At 73.8% G+C, this 18,248-nt stretch carries 20 protein-coding genes; 12 read left to right on the top strand and 8 right to left on the bottom strand.

Annotated elements, in window-relative coordinates; all coding sequences use genetic code 11:
- Entirely contained in the window at positions 1–516 is a 516-nt protein-coding gene (locus J7I94_RS15475) for a SigE family RNA polymerase sigma factor (RefSeq protein WP_215167665.1), read from the bottom strand.
- A 195-nt stretch (positions 517–711) separates the two neighbouring features.
- Here J7I94_RS15475 and J7I94_RS15470 point away from each other — a divergent pair, with 195 nt between their 5' ends.
- A complete protein-coding gene (locus tag J7I94_RS15470; RefSeq protein ID WP_215167664.1) occupies positions 712–1,068 on the top strand; it encodes a hypothetical protein in 357 nt (118 codons plus the stop codon).
- A 59-nt stretch (positions 1,069–1,127) separates the two neighbouring features.
- Here the strand turns inward: J7I94_RS15470 and J7I94_RS15465 are convergent, their stop codons facing one another.
- A complete protein-coding gene (locus J7I94_RS15465) occupies positions 1,128–2,657 on the bottom strand; it encodes an FAD-dependent monooxygenase (RefSeq protein WP_215167663.1) in 1,530 nt (509 codons plus the stop codon).
- A 135-nt stretch (positions 2,658–2,792) separates the two neighbouring features.
- On the opposite strand from J7I94_RS15465, the gene J7I94_RS15460 reads away from it, so the two are divergent.
- Positions 2,793–3,401 carry a TetR family transcriptional regulator gene (locus J7I94_RS15460; protein ID WP_215167662.1) on the top strand — a complete coding sequence of 203 codons (609 nt, stop codon included), beginning with the start codon at positions 2,793–2,795 and terminating at the stop codon, positions 3,399–3,401.
- Positions 3,402–3,497: 96 nt separating this feature from the next.
- On the opposite strand, the gene J7I94_RS15455 is transcribed toward J7I94_RS15460, so the two are convergent.
- From J7I94_RS15455 to J7I94_RS15445, 3 genes are read right to left on the bottom strand one after another with little or no spacing between them, the layout of a single operon-like run.
- On the bottom strand, positions 3,498–3,788 hold the full coding sequence (locus J7I94_RS15455; RefSeq protein WP_215167661.1) for a hypothetical protein: 291 nt from the start codon (positions 3,786–3,788) through the stop codon (positions 3,498–3,500).
- Between the two features lie 9 nt (positions 3,789–3,797).
- Positions 3,798–5,927, bottom strand: coding sequence for a 4-alpha-glucanotransferase (gene malQ, locus J7I94_RS15450; protein ID WP_215167660.1), 2,130 nt, complete (start codon positions 5,925–5,927; stop codon positions 3,798–3,800).
- Entirely contained in the window at positions 5,928–6,194 is a 267-nt protein-coding gene (locus J7I94_RS15445; protein WP_215167659.1) for a hypothetical protein, read from the bottom strand.
- A gap of 239 nt (positions 6,195–6,433) precedes the next feature.
- On the opposite strand from J7I94_RS15445, the gene J7I94_RS15440 reads away from it, so the two are divergent.
- The 3 genes from J7I94_RS15440 to J7I94_RS15430 are packed head-to-tail and all read left to right on the top strand — an operon-like array spanning position 6,434 to position 9,059.
- On the top strand, positions 6,434–6,967 hold the full coding sequence (locus J7I94_RS15440) for a PadR family transcriptional regulator (protein WP_215167658.1): 534 nt from the start codon (positions 6,434–6,436) through the stop codon (positions 6,965–6,967).
- A gap of 38 nt (positions 6,968–7,005) precedes the next feature.
- Positions 7,006–7,704, top strand: coding sequence for an ABC transporter ATP-binding protein (locus tag J7I94_RS15435; protein ID WP_215167657.1), 699 nt, complete (start codon positions 7,006–7,008; stop codon positions 7,702–7,704).
- Positions 7,701–9,059, top strand: coding sequence for an ABC transporter permease (locus tag J7I94_RS15430; RefSeq protein ID WP_215167656.1), 1,359 nt, complete (start codon positions 7,701–7,703; stop codon positions 9,057–9,059). Before J7I94_RS15435 ends, J7I94_RS15430 begins: the two co-directional genes overlap by 4 nt.
- Before the next feature lie 68 nt (positions 9,060–9,127).
- Here the strand turns inward: J7I94_RS15430 and J7I94_RS15425 are convergent, their stop codons facing one another.
- The gene (locus J7I94_RS15425) at positions 9,128–9,331 is read right to left on the bottom strand and encodes a DUF397 domain-containing protein (protein ID WP_215167655.1); all 204 of its coding nucleotides are present in this window, start codon (positions 9,329–9,331) and stop codon (positions 9,128–9,130) included.
- A complete protein-coding gene (locus tag J7I94_RS15420; RefSeq protein WP_374198393.1) occupies positions 9,331–10,215 on the bottom strand; it encodes a DUF5753 domain-containing protein in 885 nt (294 codons plus the stop codon). Before J7I94_RS15420 ends, J7I94_RS15425 begins: the two co-directional genes overlap by 1 nt.
- A gap of 209 nt (positions 10,216–10,424) precedes the next feature.
- Between J7I94_RS15420 and J7I94_RS15415 the strand changes: the two genes are divergently transcribed.
- On the top strand, positions 10,425–10,907 hold the full coding sequence (locus J7I94_RS15415) for an ATP-binding protein (RefSeq protein WP_215167654.1): 483 nt from the start codon (positions 10,425–10,427) through the stop codon (positions 10,905–10,907).
- Entirely contained in the window at positions 10,904–11,488 is a 585-nt protein-coding gene (locus J7I94_RS15410; RefSeq protein ID WP_215167653.1) for a Uma2 family endonuclease, read from the top strand. The genes J7I94_RS15415 and J7I94_RS15410 overlap by 4 nt, the downstream gene beginning before the upstream one ends.
- A 110-nt stretch (positions 11,489–11,598) precedes the next feature.
- On the opposite strand, the gene J7I94_RS15405 is transcribed toward J7I94_RS15410, so the two are convergent.
- Positions 11,599–12,135 (bottom strand): HNH endonuclease, encoded by a 537-nt coding sequence (locus tag J7I94_RS15405; protein WP_189412569.1) that lies wholly within the window; start codon positions 12,133–12,135, stop codon positions 11,599–11,601.
- Between the two features lie 352 nt (positions 12,136–12,487).
- Between J7I94_RS15405 and J7I94_RS15400 the strand changes: the two genes are divergently transcribed.
- The 5 genes from J7I94_RS15400 to J7I94_RS15380 form a co-directional block, all read left to right on the top strand.
- Positions 12,488–13,612 (top strand): mechanosensitive ion channel family protein, encoded by a 1,125-nt coding sequence (locus tag J7I94_RS15400; RefSeq protein WP_215167691.1) that lies wholly within the window; start codon positions 12,488–12,490, stop codon positions 13,610–13,612.
- Between the two features lie 166 nt (positions 13,613–13,778).
- The gene (locus J7I94_RS15395) at positions 13,779–15,230 is read left to right on the top strand and encodes a hypothetical protein (protein ID WP_308114579.1); all 1,452 of its coding nucleotides are present in this window, start codon (positions 13,779–13,781) and stop codon (positions 15,228–15,230) included.
- A gap of 200 nt (positions 15,231–15,430) precedes the next feature.
- Positions 15,431–16,483, top strand: coding sequence for a glutamate ABC transporter substrate-binding protein (locus J7I94_RS15390; protein WP_251075200.1), 1,053 nt, complete (start codon positions 15,431–15,433; stop codon positions 16,481–16,483).
- Positions 16,484–16,545: 62 nt separating this feature from the next.
- Complete coding sequence (locus J7I94_RS15385; RefSeq protein ID WP_215167652.1) at positions 16,546–17,859, top strand: hypothetical protein; 1,314 nt, start codon at positions 16,546–16,548, stop codon at positions 17,857–17,859.
- Between the two features lie 59 nt (positions 17,860–17,918).
- Positions 17,919–18,248, top strand: a 330-nt coding sequence (locus tag J7I94_RS15380) for a hypothetical protein (RefSeq protein ID WP_215167695.1), incomplete at its 3' end; no start/stop codon positions are given.

The raw sequence follows: 18,248 nt of genomic DNA, 5'->3' as shown, positions 1-18,248 counted from the left end.
TCACCTGGCCGTCCGTTCACGCTCGCCGGTGAGCTTCTCGACGATCGCCCGCAGCCGGGTGAGCCCGCGGGCGCTCTGGCTCTTCACCGTCCCGGGGCTCACCCGGAGCGCCTGGGCGGTCTGCTCGACGGTCCAGTCCTCCCAGAACCGCAGGACCAGCACGGCTCGGTAACGGGGTGACAGCTCCATCAGGGCCTCTCGCATCATCAGGCGCAACTCCGGTGTGGCCGAAACGGTAGAGGTCAGATCGGGCGGCTCGCTCACCGGCTCCTCGCGCCAGCCTCCCTTGCGCTGCTGGTCGATGAAGGTGCGGGTGAGGATGGTACGGGCGTAGGCGTCCACGTTGCCGTCCCGGCGGACCCGGCTCCACGCCGCGTACAGCTTCATCAGGGCGGTCTGCGTCAGGTCCTGCGCCTGGTGCCAGTCGCCGCACAGCAGGTAGGCGCTGCGGCGCAGCTGTGCCTGCCGCGCCTCGGCGAATTCCCGGAACTCCCGCTCCCGGACCGCTTCCCTCACTCTTGCCGACCTTCCGCTCCCGCACCGACCCGCCTGTAAGGCATACGGGAACCGGGTCCCGGAGGGTTGCATCGCGCGGCGGAAAGATTTCTTCCGCGACTCCGTGCAACCCCGGCCGCGGTCACCCCCGTACTCCTCTCACGCAAAGGCTCCCGTCCCCGGGCGGCGGGCCACGACCGAGACGAAGGACGAACGTTGAAGCACCGCAAGATCTCGCAGAACCGCCGCCGCCTGTACAGCCTGGCCGCCGGAACCGTCCTGGCCGCCGCGGGCACGGCCGGCATCGCCTCCGCGGCCACGGGCCACGACGCCGACGCCGCCACCCCGGTCTCCGTCCCGCAGCAGACCGCCACCGCGGTCGACCGCGCACAGGACGCAGCCACCCCCATCGACCGCGCACAGGACGCCGCCACCCCCATCGACCGAGCACAGGACGCCGCCACCCCCATCGACCACGCACAGGACGCCGCCACCCCCATCGACCACGCGCAGGACGCAGCCACCCCCGTCTCCGAGCTGACCGCGGCCGAGCGGGCGAACGCGGTGGGCTGACCCCGTAGCAGCGTCGGCGCCTCCCGGACTCCGGGGGGCGTCGACCGCCACGGGCCCGCTCAGCCCACGTGCGCGGCGAGCGCCGCCTCGGTCGCCGCCGGGTCCGGGTCCTCGGCCGCCCAGGCCACGTACCCGTCGGGCCGCACCAGCACCGCCGTACGGCGCCCGCTCGCCCAGCGCTCCACCGCGAGCCGGTCCGCACGGCCGTCACGGCCGTCCCCGTCCCGCATCGCGTCCGGTGCTGTCGCGTCCGGGGAGATCAGCACGAACCGTCCGCCGCGCAGTGCCTCGTACAGCCGTCCGCCGCCCGCGAGGGCCACATCGGGGACTCGGCGGCCGGTGAGGCGGTGGGCGCCACGCGGGGCGTCGTAGCGGTAGCCGACGCCGGCGATCTGACCGACCACCCGGCGCCGCACGGGAGCCGCGTGGTCCAGTGCCGTGACCGCCGCCGACCGCAGCGCCCGTGCCCCGGGCCGGGAGGCCATGGCCAGGCGGATCATGCCGCCGCTGCTGCGCAGGACCGCCCGGCCGACGGGGTGGCGTTCGGACTGGTAGCTGTCGAGCAGGGTCCCCGGCGCCCGGCCGTGCAGAACGGCCGCCAGCTTCCAGCTCAGGTTGGCCGCGTCCTGGAGGCCGGTGTTCATGCCCTGGCCGCCGGCCGGGCTGTGCACGTGCGCCGCGTCACCGGCCAGGAAGACCCGGCCGACCCGGTAGGCCGGCACCTGGCGCTCCTCGCTGTGGAAACGCGAGAGCCAGCGGGGGTCGTGCATGCCGTAGTCCCGGCCCGTCACCCGGCGCACCAGCTCCTTGACCTCGGCCAGGTCGACCGGCTCGCTGTCGGGGACGTTGCGCTCGCGCTGCCAGCCGACGACCCGGTGGTAGCCGTCGCCGAAGGGCGCGACGACGACGAAGGCACCCGGGACGAAGTCCCCGGTGAGCTGCGCGCCGTACTCCTCGGCGAACCGCACGTCGGCGATGACCACCGAGCGGATCACCGCGCGGCCGGGGAAGGGCAGCCCGACCGCGTGCCGCACGGCGCTGCGCACGCCGTCGGCGCCGACGACGTACCGGGCGCGCAGTTCGCCGGGGTTCCCGTCCGGCCCGCGTACGGCGACGGTGACCCCCGACGGGTCCTGGCGCAGCCCGGTCACCTCCGTCTCGTACCGGAGTTCCGCCCCCGCCTCCACCGCGCGCCGCCGCAGGACCTTCTCCACCTCGTACTGCGGAACCATCAGGACGTGGTTGAAGCGGGAGGGGAGGGCGGCGAAGTCGAGGGCGAGATCGAAGAAGCGGAGGTGTTCGAGGCGGCGGCCGATCGCCTCCAGCGGTTCGGCGAGGTCGCGGGCGTCGAGCTGCTCCATGCTGCGGGCGTGCAGTCCGAAGGCGCGGGAGAGGTTGCTGATCCGAGAGGGGCGCTTCTCGACGAGGGTGACGGGGACGCCGGCGGCGGCGAGGTCACCGGCCAGGAGCAGGCCGGTGGGACCGGCGCCTACGACGATCACGGTGCCGGTACCGGAGTCGGAGCCGGAGCCGGAGTCAGTGCCGGTGTCGATGGTGGTGTCGGGCGTGGTGCGGGGCGTGCCGTTCATGGGGAGCCTCCTGGCGACTGCTTGCCAACGACTGTTTGCCAACACGCGTTGCCAACGCTTGTTGTCACCGTAGGAGCCGCTCGAAGCCGTTGTCAACAGTTGTTGGCCTACGCATGTTGGCCTACGCTGGAGCGCATGCCAGCCACTCCCCCGCCGGCCGCCGATCCCTCGTCCCCCGCCGAACCGCCGCCCGCCCGCCGCTCCGAGGCCACCCGCGCCGCGATCCTCGAAGCCGCCCGCGAGCGCTTCGCCGTCGACGGCTACGACCGCGCCACCATCCGCGCCATCGCACGCGACGCGCGGATCGACCCCTCGATGGTGATGCGGTACTACGGCAGCAAGGAGGGCCTCTTCACGGCGGCCGTCTCCGTGGACCTGAGACTGCCCGACGTCTCCGCCCTCCCCCGGGACACCGTGGGCGCGGCCCTGGTCCGGCACTTCCTCTCCCTCTGGGAGAGGAACGAGGTGCTGACGGCCGTCCTCAGGGCCGGCGCCCTGAGCGCCGACGGCGCCGAGCGCACCCGGGGCATCTTCCACGACCAGGTGCTGCCGGTCGCCCAGCGGGTCTGCCCGGACCCCGAACAGGCCCCGGCCCGGGCCGCGCTGATCGCCTCCCAGCTCCTCGGGATGGCACTCACCCGCTACGTACTGCGCATCCCGCCGGCCGTGGACCTGTCCGAAGGGGAGGTCGTGGCGTGGCTGGGCCCCACCGTGCAGCGCTACCTCACCGCGCCGAGCCCGTGAGCGTGAAGAGGGGGGCACAAGAGGGGGCACGCCTCCTGACACACGTCGAGGGCGCCTGCCCGCGGCAGGCGCCCTCGACGGGAAGCAACCGGTGGGTCAGGCCTTGGCGTCGGCCTTCTCCATGGTCTCCCGGGTCTTGATGTTGCGGCTGGTCACCCGGTGCTCCTCCTTGGAGCGGTCCAGGACCATGACCAGCCCCGCGATGACCGCGAAGAGCACGATCGGGGCGAAGACATAGAGGCCCAGCGTCTCGATGACGCTCAGGCCCGTGCCGGGGTCGTCACCGTCGTCGCGGGTCAGCGCGAGCGCGGGGGACGACATGAGCAGCATCATCAGCGTCGTACCGGCCGCCAGGGTGCCGGCGCGCAAGGCGTTCTTCTTGTCCACGTCACCAAGTTAGCGAACGCCCCCCGGCCCCGCGCGCCCGGGGTGCCGTACGGCGTCGATCAGCGCGTGCAGCCGGGGCGAGGCCGCCAGCTCCTCCAGCGTCATCGGTCGGCCCTCGGCGTCGGCGATCGGCAGCCGCCAGTTCGGGTACTGGTCCCAGGTACCGGGGAGGTTCTGCGGGCGGCGGTCACCGACCGCGTCCGGCAGCCAGACGCCGACCATGCGGGCCGGGGTGGCGCGCAGGAAGCGGTACAGGGCCTGGACGCCGGCCTCCTCGGCGGCGGGGTCGGTGCCGCCGCCGGTGCCGTGCAGCAGGCCCAGCCGGGCGAGCAGGCCGAGCCACTCCCCCGCGTCGGCCGCCGCCTCGGCCCGTTCCTCCTCGACCGGACGGGTGAGCAGGCCGAGCCGGTCGCGCAGGCCGACGTACTCGCCGGTGAGGCGGGCGGCGGTGGGCGGCAGGTCGTGGGTGGTGGCGGTGGCCAGGCAGTCGGCCCGCCAGCGGTCGGCGGGCAGCGGCCGGCCGTCGCCCTCCCAGTCCCGCTCGAACCACAGCACGGAGGTGCCGAGCACCCCCCGCTCGCGCAGCGCCTCGCGCACCCCCGGCTCTACGGTGCCCAGGTCCTCGCCGATCACCACGGCCCCGGCCCGGGACGCCTCCAGGACCAGTACGGCGAGCATGGCCTCGGCGTCGTAGCGGACGTAGGCGCCCTCGGTGGGCGGCAGGCCCTGCGGCACCCACCAGAGCCGGAACAGGCCCATGACGTGGTCGATGCGCAGGGCGCCGGCGTAGCGGAACAGGGCGCGCAGCAGGTCGCGGAAGGGCGCGTAACCGGACTCCGCGAGCCGGTCCGGGCGCCAGGGCGGCAGGCCCCAGTCCTGGCCGCGGGCGTTGAAGGCGTCCGGCGGGGCGCCCACCGACATGCCCTCGGCGAAGTACTCCCGCTGCGCCCACGCGTCGGCGCCCACCGGATGCACCCCCACCGCGAGGTCGTGCACGATCCCGACCGGCATCCCGGACTCGCGGGCGGTGCGCTGGGCGTCGGTGAGCTGGGTCTCGGTGAGCCAGGTGAGCCAGGCGTGGAAGTCGACGCGGTCCCGCAGCGCGGTGCGGGCGCGGGCGGTGTCGGCGGAACGGGGGTCGCGCAGCCCGGCCGGCCAGCGCCGCCAGTCGGGGCCGTGCACCTCGGCCAGCGCGTACCAGGTGGCGTGGTCCTCCAGGGCCTGTCCCTGGGCGGCGAGGTAGTCGCAGTAGGCGGCCCGGCGTCCGGGCCCGAGCGGCACCTCGCGCAGCAGTTCCAGCGCCTCCTTCTTCAGCTCCCACACCGCGTCCCGGTCGATCAGCGCCTCCGGGCCGCTCAGCACGTGCGCGCGCAGCCGCCCGGCCCGCTCCAGCAGGCCGTCGAGACGGGCTCGGTCACCGGCGTACCGGTACTCGGGGACGTCCTCGATCCGCAGGTGCACCGGGTCGGGGAAGCGGCGCGAGGAGGGCCGGTACGGCGAGGGGTCGGTGGGCTCGCCGGGCGCCCCGGGCACCGCGGCGTGCAACGGGTTGACCTGCACGAACCCCGCCCCGAGCGCGCGCCCGGCCCAGGCGGCCAGTTCGGTGAGGTCACCGAGGTCGCCCATGCCCCAGGAACGCCGGGAGAGCAGGGAGTAGAGCTGGACGAGCAGCCCGTAGGAGCGGTCGGGCGGGGCGGGCAGCCGGGGCGGGGCGACGATCAGGTGACAGCGGGCGACGCGGCCGCCGGGCGCGGTGGCGGTGAGGCGGTGCACGCCGGGCGGCAGGCCGCTGACCTCCGTACGGGTCTCCCCCTGCTCGGTGTCGACGACGATCCGGGTCCCCGGCTCCAGCGCGGTCAGCGCCTCGGGCACGGGACCGTCGGTCCACCGGACGACGGTCGGCGGCAGCAGGGCGGCGCGCAGTTCGTCCGTGCGGGCGGCGAGCGCGGCCCGCACGCCCGGCGGGCCGTCGGCGTCGACACCGAGGGCGGCCAGGGCGCGGGTGAGGGCGGTGGCGGAGGCCACGACCGTGCGGTCCGGGGAGGGCCGGTACGAGGCGGCCACGCCGTACAGCTCGGCGAGCCGGGCCAGCTCCTCGGACGGGGCCGGGGGCCCGTCCGGCGGCCGGGGAGCGGCCACCTACGGCCTCGCGGGTTCCGGGACGGCGAACGAGGCGGTGCCCTGTTCCGGTACGACCGCGGTCAACTCGGGCGAGGACTCGCTGGTCAGCGGCACGACGTCGGGAAAGGGGGACTCACTGGTGAGCGGCTCGGCATCGGGCAGCGGCGGCTCACTGGTGAGCGGCGGCTCGGCGTACGCGTCCGGCGTCCCGAACACGTCCTCGGTTTCGGCGGACTGCTCCGCCGAGGGTTTGGAGGGGGAGGGAAAAGTGAGGTGTGCAGCCACGAAGGCCTCCTTGTCGGGTACGGCCAGGGGTAATCGCAGCCCTACCCAGCAGATGCGTAACCAGACGCCCCGACCCGGCCAACGTGACCCTGGTCACACTCTCCAAGGGAGGTCACCCACCGGACCGGGACGAACGGGCCATCCCTCCCCGCCCACGCCGGGACAAAACGTCCGACGTGCCGACGCGCCCCGCCGCCCACTATTCACTCAGTACATGTACTCGGTGAATACTGAGCCCCATGAGCACCCGTCACATCCTGCTGGGACTGCTCGCCTCAGGGCCGAGCCATGGCTATGACCTGAAGCGACGGCACGACGCACGCTTCCCGCAGGCCCGTCCGCTGGCCTACGGGCAGGTCTACACGACCCTGCAACGCCTGGTCCGCGACGGCCTCGCCGAGATCGACGGCACCGGCTCGGACGGCGGCCCGGAGCGGACGGCGTACCGGGCGACCGAGGAGGGCGGGCGCGAGCTGGCCCGCTGGGCCGCCGAGGTCGCACCGCCGGCCCCCCACGTGACCAACGAGATCTTCGCCAAGGTCGTCGTCTCCGCCCTCGCGGGCGGCGATCCGGCCGCCTACCTGCGCGACCAGCGCGCCGCCCACTTGGCGCGGATGCGCGAACTCACGGCCGTCAAGACGGCGCCGGGCGCGGACCTCGCGACCGTGCTCTCGGCCGACTACGCCCTCAACCACCTCGACGCCGACCTCCGTTGGATGACCACCACGGCGGCCCGGCTCACCACCCTGACCGCGGAGGTCGACGCGACATGAGGAACGGCCACACGGCAGACACGCCGGACACACCCGGCATGCCACACACACCGGATCCGGCAGCGCCACTGCTGTCCGCCCGCGGGCTGGTCAAGGCGCACGGCGGGACGCAGGCGCTGCGGGGCGCCTCGGTCGAGCTGCGGGCCGGCGAGACGGTCGCCGTCACCGGCGCCAGCGGCAGCGGGAAGTCGACGCTGCTGCACTGCCTGGCCGGGATCGTCCGGCCGGACTCCGGGACGGTGACGTACGCCGGGGAGCGGCTGGAGGTGGCGACGGAGCAACGGCTGAGCGAGCTGCGCCGCACCGACTTCGGCGTGGTCTTCCAGTTCGGCCAGCTGATCCCGGAGCTGACGGCGCTGGACAACGTGGCCCTGCCGCTGCTGCTGGGGGGCAGCGGCCGGGCCGCGGCGCGGGAGCGGGCCGGTACCTGGCTGGAGCGGTTCGGGGTGCGCGGGCAGCAGGAGCTGCGGCCGGGCGAGATGAGCGGCGGACAGGCCCAGCGGACGGCGCTGGCGCGCGCCCTGGTCACCGGTCCGGCGGTGGTCTTCGCGGACGAGCCCACCGGAGCACTGGACTCCCTGGCGAGCGAACAGGTGATGACGGCCTTGACGCACACGGTCCGCGAGTCGGGCACGGCGGTGCTGCTGGTCACGCACGACGCCCAGGTGGCGGCGTACGCGGACCGCGAGGTCGCGCTGCGCGACGGCGTGGCGGCCCCGGCGGGGGTGAGCGCGTGAGCGCGTTGCGGACCGACGTCCGGCTGGCCTGGGAGCTCGTGCGCGGCACGGACCGGCGGGAGTGGTGGCGGATCGGGCTCACGGCGGCGGGCGCGGCGCTCGCCACCGGCTTCGCGCTGGCGGCCGTCCTCCTCGCCTCGCTGCGCGGGACCTACTCCGTCCCCCATTTCCACGGCCTGCTGGACCAGCCGGGCACCCGGGCCGGGATCGTCGTCGGCCTGCTGCTGTCGCTCGTCCCGGTGCTGGGTTTCCTCGGTCAGTGCGCGCGTGTCGGCGCGGTCGACCGCGACCGGCGGCTGGCCGGACTGCGGCTGACCGGGGCGTCACCGGGGCAGGTGCGGCGGATCGCGGCGCTGGAGACGGGGCCGGCCTGTCTGCTCGGCTCGGTCACGGCCACGGTCTGCGCGGTCGTGGCCGTCCCGCAGGTCTGGAACAGCCCGCCCGTGGCTGCCTGGTCGGGCCTCGCCCTGGTCGCCGTGACGGTCCCGGCCGCCGGTGCGGCGGTGAGCGCGCTGGCCCTGCGCCGGGTGGTGGCCCATCCGCTGGGCCGGGTGCGCCGGGTCACCCCGCGCTCGGGCCGCGGACCGGGGCTGGTGTTCCTGGGCGCGCTGCTGCTGGTGGCGGTGACGGCAGCGGCGGCCGTGGCCGCGACCGGCGGCGGTACGGACGGCCGGGTCCGCTGGCAGGCGTCCGCGACCGTGTGCGCCCTGGCGGTGGCGACCGGCGCGGGCGCGGTCTGGCTGTCCGGGGCCGTCTCCCGGCTCACCGGGCGGCTGCTGGCGGCGCGGGCCCGCACGGCGGCCACGCTGATCGCCGCGGAGCGGCTGCGGGCCGACCCGTGGGCGGCTGCCCGTACCCATGCGGCGGTGCTGCTGGTGACGGTCACCGGGACGGCGTTCCTGTGCGTCCGGCACGCGCTCCTGGCCACCCTGGCGGCGGCGGAACATCCGGCCACCGACCCGGCGTACTACAGCACCGGGCTGGACCTGACGGGCGCCGCGCTCCTCGTCGCCCTGGTCGTCGCCCTGTCGGGGCTGGCCGTGGGCAGCGCCGAGTCGCTGGCCACCCGGCGCCGCACCCTCGCCGCGCAGGTCGCCGCCGGCGTCCCGCGCGCGGTCCTGAACCGGGCCCTGCTCCTGGAGACCGCCCTCCCCCTCGCGCCCGCCCTACTGGCGGCCGGCGCCGCGGGACTGGCGATCGGCATCTGGTACTCCGCCCTCACCGGCGTCGGCTCACTCCCGTGGACGGCCCCACTGGCCGCCCCGGCGGTCTACGCGTCCTGCCTGCTGGCCTCGGCGACGGCACTGCCGCTGCTCGGCCGCACGGTCCGGCCGGGAGAACTGCGCTACGCGTGACACCCCGGCTCATCGGCCGCCGAGGACCCGTGGAAGCCCCCGGACCGCATCGGTCCGGGGCGCCCCCGTCACGCCCGTCGGCGCCCCGGGTCGTCCATCACCAGCGATCCGGCGAACCGCCCCCAGGCCGGTGCCCCGAGCCGGACTATCGGACCGTCACCGCGGTCCTTGGAATCCCGGACGGCGACGATCCCGGGGACGTTGCGGGCTACTTCCACGCACTCGCCGCTGCCGCTGCTGTAGCTGGACGCGACGAAGTCGAAGCCGTTCATCAACGCATGTCCTCACTGACGCTCTCGATCAGCCTGAGCGAGTCCTTGGGGGCCAGGCTCAGCCGTGCGGTGCGGTCGAAGAACGAGCTGTACGTGCCGCTCTCGACCTCGTCCTCGACCCACACGGTAGCGGCGATGGTGTCGACGTGGATCACGTCGGCGGCCTCGGGCTCGGCGAACGAGACGATGCTGAAGGCTCCAGCCATACAGGCATGCCCGCCCGCGCGGAAAGGCAGCACCTGAAGGCGCACGTTGGGAAGCTGAGCCAGTTCCAGGATGCGGTGGAGCTGCGCGCGCATCACGTCGGGCCCACCGACCTGCTGTCGCAGGGCGGCCTCCCAGACGACCGCGTACAACTGGAGCGGCTCGCTGTCCACCAGGCGCTCCTGCCGCTTCATCCGCACCTCGACGACACCCTCGATCTCGTCCGGGTCCGTCCACACGCCTTCGCTGACCACCAAGGCCCTGGTGTACTCAGGAGTCTGGAGGAGGCCGGGCACGAACGCCTGTTGCCACGTGCGGATACGGCTGGCCACATCCTCCATGGAAATGTACTCCGCCAACGCCTCGGCCTGCGGGGACTGCTTCCACCACCCCTTCGCCCTGCGGCGCTCCCGGTCCAACCGGGCGAGAGCGAGGAGACGAGTCACTGCCCGCTCGTCACGCACCCCGTAGAAGTCGCACAGCGCCCTGATGTCGGGGTCCCTCATGGGAACCCAGCCGCGCTCCATCTTGACGACCTTCGTCGCGGTCGCGGAGATGGCGGCGGCGGCCTGCTGCTGGGTACTGCCCGCCGCATCACGCAGGCGCAGCAATTCGGCGCCCAGCTTGCGGCCCAGAACCGTCGAGATCCGGTTCCCTGCGGCTTGAGTCGATCGCGTCACGGCCACATTCTCACGGTGATCCACGGCCGCGTCGAACTCCGGGGAATTTATTCCCCGTCCAGATTGCTCCCGAAGGCCCGCTTCCGTTACGTTGTGCATCCGATCGGCTACACAGCCGGCTGTCGTCACGACGGAAGCGCACCGCCCTGCCCCACAAGCCCCACGCAGGTCCGGCGAAGCCACCGTCCTGTACCAGGAGGCACGTCTCCATGACAGAACCCGCGGCGTTGCCGGAGCCGCCCCTCCACGAGGACCGCCTCGACTACACCCCCACCCAGCGCAGCGTCCCCCTCGCCCGGCGCAGAGCCGCGCGGCTCGTCGGCGAGTGGGGGCGGCCGGACCTCGCCGGGGACGTCGCCCTCGTGGTGTCGGAGCTGATGACCAACGCGCTGCTGCACGGCAGCCTCCGGGGGCGGCTCATCCGCGTGGGCGTCACGCTCGACCACCGCGTCCTGCGGGTGGAGGTCAGCGATCCGCGCGGTGAGCGGCTGCCCGGAGCGCGCACGGCGGGAGACACCGAGGATCAGTTCGGGCGGGGGCTTCTGCTGGTGGGAGCGCTCGCCACGCGGTGGGGCTGCGAGCCCCGCAGTGTGGGCAAGACCGTCTACGCCGAGTGGGACACCCCGCCCCGGCCGGCCCGTCTCCCTTACCCTGAGCACGTGGACCCCCGCGATCCCGGAGGAGCCCTGTGACCGTGACCGCCGACAGGCCCCAGATGCTCGTCACCGAGTTCGAGGAACTCGCCCGTCATGCCGCCCGGAGCACAGAAGGCGCACGGCTGGAGTTCATCAACGGACATCTCGGGGGGAAGGCCGTGCCGGACGGCGATCACGGACGCGTCATCCAGTGGCTGACACGCATCTGCATGCAGCACCGGCCCGATCTGTGGCTCGACCCCACACAGGGCCTGGCGGTCGACGCCTACCGCGAGGGCCGCGCCCGCCCCGACGGCTCCCTCGCCCCGGCGGAAGCCTTCGTCGGGCAGGGTGAGTGGGCCGACCCGGCCGCCGTCCTCATGGTCGTCGAGGTCACCTCGTACGACTCCGACACCGACCGGCGCGACCGGGTCGACAAGCCCCGGGCGTACGCCGCCACCGGCATCCCGGTGTATCTGCTGATCGACCGGGACACCCGCGAGGTCAAGGTGTACAGCGCCCCCGACGGCGGGCGGTACGAGACCGTGCGGACGTTGCCCTTCGGCAAGGAGGTCGCGCTGCCCGAGCCGGTCGGAATCACGCTGGACACCGAGCCGCTGAAGAACTGGGTGCGCTGAGCCCCCCGGGGGCCCTCCCGGAAGCGTGAACACTTGACGCCGAAGTGTTCACGCTTTTTCCAGACCCCTCCCCGACACCCACCCCCGGCACACGAAGGCCCGGATCGAGGTCAGGCGGAGATGCCGTCGATCCGGGCCAGGGCGTCGTCCGCGCCGTACGGCTGCAAGTACGGCAGCCAGCGCGGGTCCCTGTGGCCGGTGCCGATGATGCGCCAGGCCAGGCCGGTGGGCGGGGCGGGTTTGTGGCGCAGGCGCCAGCCGATCTCGGTGAGGTGCCGGTCGGCCTTGGTGTGGTTGCAGCGGCGGCAGGACGCCACCACGTTGTCCCAGGCGTGCTTGCCCCCGCGGCTGCGCGGAACGACGTGGTCGACGCTGGTTGCGACACCACCGCAGTACATGCACCGCCCCCCGTCACGGGCGAAGAGCGCGCGGCGGGTGAGGGGAACGGGCCCCCGGTAGGGGACCCGCACGAAACGCTTGAGCCGGACCACGCTGGGCGCGGGGACGGTGACGGTCGCGCTGTGCAGGAAGGCGCCGGACTCCTCCAGGCAGACTGCCTTGTTCTCCAGGACGAGGACGAGCGCGCGGCGGAGCGGTACGACGCCGAGGGGCTCGTACGACGCGTTGAGGACCAGGACATGCGGCACGGATGGCCTCCTTGTACGCCGGCGGCGCGTGGCTCGCGCCGGGACGATCCGTGGTCAGTGTCCCCTCATGCCTGGTGGAAGCGCCACCATGTCCCGGTAACGGGCTGGGAGTGTTTTCGACCACATCTGATACATCCCCCGGAGCCTGACCAGTTCAAGCACGGGTGAGCACCGTCTCTCCTTCGCTCATCCCGCCGATCCGCACATCATGCCCCGTTAGTGTGGTTGTTCCGCCCGTCCGGTGACCTTTTCGTGACCTTGACCCGGCCCATCGGGTCCCCGGAGGAGCGGACCGCTGCTTTCTGGAGGTCCCGTCGTGTCCCCGTCCGTCCTGTCCGCCTACGCCGCCGTCCTGGCGGCCGCCGATCCCTCACCGTCGGCCTCGTCGTCGGCCTCGTCGTCGGCCTCGTCGTCGTCCCCGTCGCCGTCGCCGTCGGAGTCGACGCCGTCGGTGCCCTCGTTCCAGGACGCCCAGGAGAGCGCGTCGAACGCCGCCGGGTGGATCGAGGAGAACTGGTCCACCTGGCTGGCGATCGGGCTGCGGGTACTGCTGATCGTGGTGATAGCCGCGGTGCTCCGGGTGGTGGTGCGGCGGGCGATCACCAAGCTGATAGACCGGATGAACCGCACCGTGCAGACCATGGACGGCACCGCGCTCGGCGGGCTGCTGGTCAACGCCGAGCGCCGCCGGCAGCGCTCGCAGGCCATCGGATCCGTGCTGCGCTCGGTGGCGAGCTTCGTGATCCTGGGCACGGCGGCCCTGATGGTGCTCTCCACGTTCCAGATCAACCTGGCCCCGCTGCTGGCCTCCGCCGGTGTCGCGGGCGTGGCCATCGGTTTCGGCGCCCGCAACCTGGTCACCGACTTCCTCTCCGGCGTCTTCATGATCCTGGAGGACCAGTACGGCGTCGGCGACACCATCGACGCGGGCGTGGCCTCCGGCGAGGTCATCGAGGTCGGGCTGCGGGTGACCAAGCTGCGCGGGGACAACGGCGAGATCTGGTACGTCCGCAACGGCGAGGTCAAGCGGATCGGCAACCTCTCCCAGGGCTGGTCGACGGCCGGGGTCGACGTGACCGTGCGCTCGGGGGAGGACCTGGACCGGGTGAAGGAGACCATCGACGCCGTCGCCGAGCGGATGAGCAAGGAGGAGCCCTGGAACGAGCTGCTCTGGGGCCCCATCGAGGTGCTCGGCCTGGACTCCGTCCTGCTGGACTCCATGGTGGTGCGCGTCTCGGCCAAGACCATGCCCGGCAAGTCCCTCACCGTGGAGCGCGAGCTGCGCTGGCGGATCAAGCGGGCCTTCGACGCGGCCGACATCCCGATCGTCGGCGGCGCCACCGCCCCGCTGGAGGAGTCCGCGCAGCCCGCCCCCGACCCGACGGCCGGCGTCGCGGCCCCCTCCGCCTACGCCAGCACCACCTCACCGCAGTCCGCCGCGGCCGCCCCGCTGACGCCGCCCAACATCACCAAGTGACCCGCGTCGTGACCCGCGCCTGGGGAACCGAACCGGTTCCCCGGGCGTATTGATGGGCAGGGGTGGTGCGGGGGACCGGTACGAGGTCGCGTCCGTGAAGGCCGGTGCGCATCCGGGCCCGGACAGCGATACTTTGCGGTGACGGATGACCATGGGGGAGGTCAGGGTGACTCGACCGCCGAACGGCAGCGCACCGCCGGGGCCGGCCACGCCCACCATGCCCTCCGTACCTCCCCAGGCCCCTCCCCCACAGCAGCCGCAGATCCCGCCGAGCCCGCAGGCTCCTCCCGGCCCGGCCCCGCCGCGCCGCACCGCCTTCGCCGAGGGCGTGGAGCGGCTGCGCGCCGCCGCCGTCACCGAGCCCGGCCGGCTGCGCGCCCTCGGCGCCCTGCTCGCCCTGCTCGTCGTCGCCTTCGGCGCCGTCACCGCCTGGCAGACCACCGACCGGGCCGCCGCCGCCGACGACGTGCTCCACCGCAGCCAGCCGCTCAGTTCCGAGGCCGCCGCCATCTACCGCTCCCTCGCCGAGGCGAACACCGCGGCCTCCACCGGGTTCCTGGCGGGCGGGCAGGAGACGAAGGACTCCCGCGAGCGCTACGAGCGGGGCATCCGCACCGCCGCCGAGGGCCTGGTGACGGCCGCCGCCAACTCCGAGCCCGGCTCCGCCGCCGCCGGGACCGTCGCCGAACTCAACCGCCTGCTGCCCCAGTACAAGGGCCTGATCGAGCGGGCCCGCGTCTACAACCGCCAGGGTTTCCCGGTCGGCGGCGCCTACCTGCGCTACGCCAACGACACGATGCAGAAGCAGATGCTCCCGAAGGCGGAGGCCCTCTACACCTCGGAGAACCGGCGCCTGGACGGCGACTACGACGCGGCCGAGAGCTGTCCCTGGGCCGCGATCGCCCTCGGCGTCCTCGCGCTGGCCGCCCTGGCCTGGGCGCAGTACCGCACCTACCGGCGCACCAACCGCGTACTGAACCCGGGGCTGGTCGCGGCCACGGCCGCCACCGTCGTCGTCCTGCTCTGGCTGGCCGTCGGCCACAGCGTCGCCCGCTCCCACCTGAGCGCCTCCTACGACCACGGCGTCCGCTCGCTGAACGTGCTGAACGAGGCCCGCCTGGCCTCCCTGAAGGCCCGCGGCAACGAGAACCTCACGCTGGTGGCGCGGGGCGCCGAGAGCAGAACGGTGGGCGGCACGCAGCACGACGCCTACGACCTCGAGTACCAGGCCGAGATGAAGGTCCTCGGCAAGGACCTGACCGAGGCCCGGCGGCTGGCCGACGACGCCGCGGGCGAGGACCCGCTGACCGCGGCGGCCGAGGACGTGGAGCAGTGGCAGGCCCGCCACAGGGCGGCCCGCGCCGAGGACGAGAACGGCGACTACCAGCGGGCGCTGGAGATGGTGATCGGCGAGAACGACGCCACGGCCGAGTACTTCGACGGCGTCGACAGCCGGCTCGCCGCCGCCCTCACGCACGAGGAGAAGGAGTTCGAGCGGGCGGCCGGTGACGGGCGGGGCGCGATGACGGGCCTGCCCGCGGGCGCCGGCGCCCTGGCCGCCCTGGGCGCGACCGGCGCGGTGCTGGGCATCGCCCGCAGGCTGTCGGAGTACCGATGAGCAACGACGTACCGACGAGCGACAACGTACCGATGGGCAACGACGTCATACCGACGGGCAACGACCCCGTGCCGACAGGCGTCGGCGTCGTAACGGCGGGCATCGACGTGACAACGGTCGGCGACGTGACGACGGGCTTCGACGTGACGACGGGCTTCGACGGACCGATGAGCGACCGGCCCGGGGAAGGGGGCGCGAGGATGCGGCGAGTACGACGTCCGCGGACCCGGCTGCGGGGCTGGGGCGGGGTGGGCGCGATGGCGTTCGGCTGCCTCCTCGCGCTGCTCTTCGTCGCGTGTCTGCTGCCCGCGTTCCGGCCGGAGCCCGGCCGGGCCGGCGGCTCGGGCGGCGACGGGCAGGCCGTGACCCACGGCAGTCAGGCGCGCGCCGAAGAGGAGTGCGCCGACCCGGAGAAGCAGACGCTGTCCCCGGCCGGGGACGACGGCCCCACCATCGAGGAGATCCGGAGCCGCCCCGCGGAACGGCGCAAACTGATCGTCGGCGTCGACCAGAACAGTTACCGCTGGGGCTACCGCGACCCCAACAGCGGCGGCACGGCCGAGCTGGAGGGCTTCGACATCGACCTGGTGCACCGCATCGCCGAGGACATCCTCGGCGACCGGGACGCGGTGCTGTTCAAGGCGATCCCCACCGACCAGCGGATACCGGCGATCCGGGAGGGCCGGGTCGACATGGTGGTCCGCACGATGACCATCAACTGCGACCGGCTGGAGGACGTCGCCTTCTCCGCCCCCTACTTCAGGACCGGCCAGCAGCTCCTCGCCCCCAAGTCCTCGACGATCACGGGGTACGACGAGACACTCGCCGGCAAGAAGATCTGCACCGCGGCGGGTTCGACCGCGCTCAGCACGCTGGAGGAGGACCGGGCGACGGGCAGGCTGGCCGCCACCGCCGACCTGAGCGTCACCGTCCCCAACCAGCTCGACTGCCTGGTGCGGCTCCAGCTCGGCCAGGTCGACGCGGTGGTCACCGACGGCGCGCTCGCGGCCAGCCAGGCCGCGCAGGACCCCACGGTCGCGCTCAAGGGCGACGCGTTCACCACCGAGTACTACGGCGTGGCGATGAAGAAGGACGCCGACGACCTGGTACGCCGGGTGAACAAGATCCTGGTGGACTTCCGCCAGGATCCCGACGGCTGGCGGAAATCGTACGAGAAGTGGCTGTCGGCGACACTGGGGGACGACCCGGCGCGGTCGGAACCCCCGGCACCGCGGTACCTGCGCAAGAGCTGAACCGACCGTCCGATTCGTCAACGTCAACCGTCAACCGACCCGACCGCAGCGAGAGGTGATCGATGGGCGTCACGGGAGCCACCGGGCCGGTGATGGACCGGGACGAGGTGGACCGTGCGCTGGCCCGGCTCGGCGCGGAGCACGAGGCGATCGAGACCTCGCTCCTCGCCCTCCAGGACCACGCGGGCCGCAGACTCCTCGAAGGCGCCGAGCTGACCGGCGTCACCAAGGACCGCTGGGCGGACACGGAGGCGCGGATCACCCTGCTGTGGACGTACTTCGACGCCTACGCGGACGCCCTGCGCGCCGCCCGGGACGTCCGCGCCCGGCGCCGCTGGTCCAGCCGCGAGGACCTGGTGGAGCTGACGGAGCTGCTGCGCGGCGAGTGCGTCACCCTGTCCGGCGCCGGCGCCACCGGCGGTCTGCTCAGCGAGCGTTTCACGCTGGCGGCGCTCGTCGACCGGATGAACGAGCTGTACGCGTCCTCGCTGGACATGGTGGTGGCCGCCGACGCGGTGTGGTCCGCGCTGCCCGCCCGGATCGACCTGCTCTCCGCCGAGTTGCAGCGCACCCGCCGCCTCGCCCACTCGGTCGGCGTCCGGCCCGGCGAGCACCCGGCCGGCGACGACCTGGACCGCATCACCCGCACCCTGACCCGGCTGCGCGAGGAGGTGATCTCCGACCCGCTGGCGTACTGGGTGCCCGCCGAGGGCAGTTCCGCGCCCGGCGGCGGCCGGCCGGACACCACGGTGTACGACCGGGAGGCCCGCGCCCTGGAGGACGTACGCCGGGAGATCGACGCGGTGCTGACGGTCCGTCAGGACGCGGAGCAGCGGATCGTGCGGCTGCGGGACGTGCTCTCGCGCGCCGACCGCACCCTCGCCGAGGCCCGCACCGCGCGCGGCGAGGTGCTCGCCAAGATCGCCGCGACCGAGGTGCCGGTGGTCAGCGGCCCGCCGACCGCGCTCCAGGAGCAGTTGGCGGCGGCGGCCGAGTACCGCCGGCACGCCCAGTGGCACCGGCTCTCGCCGCTGCTGGAGTCCCTGGAGCAGAAGGCGGAGGACGAACTGATCCGGGCCCGCGAGTCGTTGACCGCGGTGACCGCGCCGCTCGCGGTCCGGGCCGAGCTGCGCGGCCGGCTCGACGCCTACAAGGCCAAGGTCGCCCGGCACGGCCTCGCGGAGGATCCCGAGCTGGTGGAGAAGTACGAGAAGGCCCGCCGGATGCTGTGGAGCGCGCCCTGCGACCTGCGCGTCGCCGAGCATGCGGTACTGCGCTACCAGCGGGCGGCGGCGGAGCTGCTGACCGGCGGGGAGCGGGTGCCCGGCCAGGGCGGCCCGCCGGCCAGGGCGGACGGCGCGGGGCCGGGCGCCTGAACGGCCCGGACCGGCACCGGGGCGAGCACGAGGACGAGGACGAGGGGGGCGGCAGGGAGATGAGCGAGTCGGGCGGGCAGCGGGCGAAGGCACCGGACCGGGCGGCGCGCGCCTGCCGCCGCCCCGGCTGCGACGGCACGTACGAGGACGTCGGCGGCGGCGAGCTGTACTGCGACACCTGCGGACTGGCCCCGGTGGTGTCCCCGTCCGGCGAGGAGCCGACGGCGGCCCCCCGCACCTGCCAGCGCCCCGGCTGCGACGGCACCTACGAGGACGTCGGCGGCGGCGAACTCTACTGCGACACCTGCGGACTGGCCCCGGTGGTGTCCCCGTCCGGCGAGGAGCCGACGGCGGCCCCCCGCACCTGCCAGCGCCCCGGCTGCGACGGC

The organism is Streptomyces sp. ISL-12 (genome assembly GCF_018614415.1).
Lineage (GTDB): Bacteria > Actinomycetota > Actinomycetes > Streptomycetales > Streptomycetaceae > Streptomyces.
This window is presented reverse-complemented; position numbering and strand designations above follow the sequence as displayed.

Bases quoted from the DNA above. Each gene is read 5' to 3' on its own strand.
- J7I94_RS15465 (WP_215167663.1), bottom strand. From the start codon at position 2,657: ATGAACGGCACGCCCCGCACCACGCCCGACACCACCATCGACACCGGC.
- J7I94_RS15460 (WP_215167662.1), top strand. From the start codon at position 2,793: ATGCCAGCCACTCCCCCGCCGGCCGCCGATCCCTCGTCCCCCGCCGAA.
- J7I94_RS15440 (WP_215167658.1), top strand. From the start codon at position 6,434: ATGAGCACCCGTCACATCCTGCTGGGACTGCTCGCCTCAGGGCCGAGC.
- J7I94_RS15435 (WP_215167657.1), top strand. From the start codon at position 7,006: ATGCCACACACACCGGATCCGGCAGCGCCACTGCTGTCCGCCCGCGGG.
- J7I94_RS15425 (WP_215167655.1), bottom strand. From the start codon at position 9,331: ATGAACGGCTTCGACTTCGTCGCGTCCAGCTACAGCAGCGGCAGCGGC.
- J7I94_RS15415 (WP_215167654.1), top strand. From the start codon at position 10,425: ATGACAGAACCCGCGGCGTTGCCGGAGCCGCCCCTCCACGAGGACCGC.
- J7I94_RS15390 (WP_251075200.1), top strand. From the start codon at position 15,431: ATGCGGCGAGTACGACGTCCGCGGACCCGGCTGCGGGGCTGGGGCGGG.
- J7I94_RS15385 (WP_215167652.1), top strand. From the start codon at position 16,546: ATGGGCGTCACGGGAGCCACCGGGCCGGTGATGGACCGGGACGAGGTG.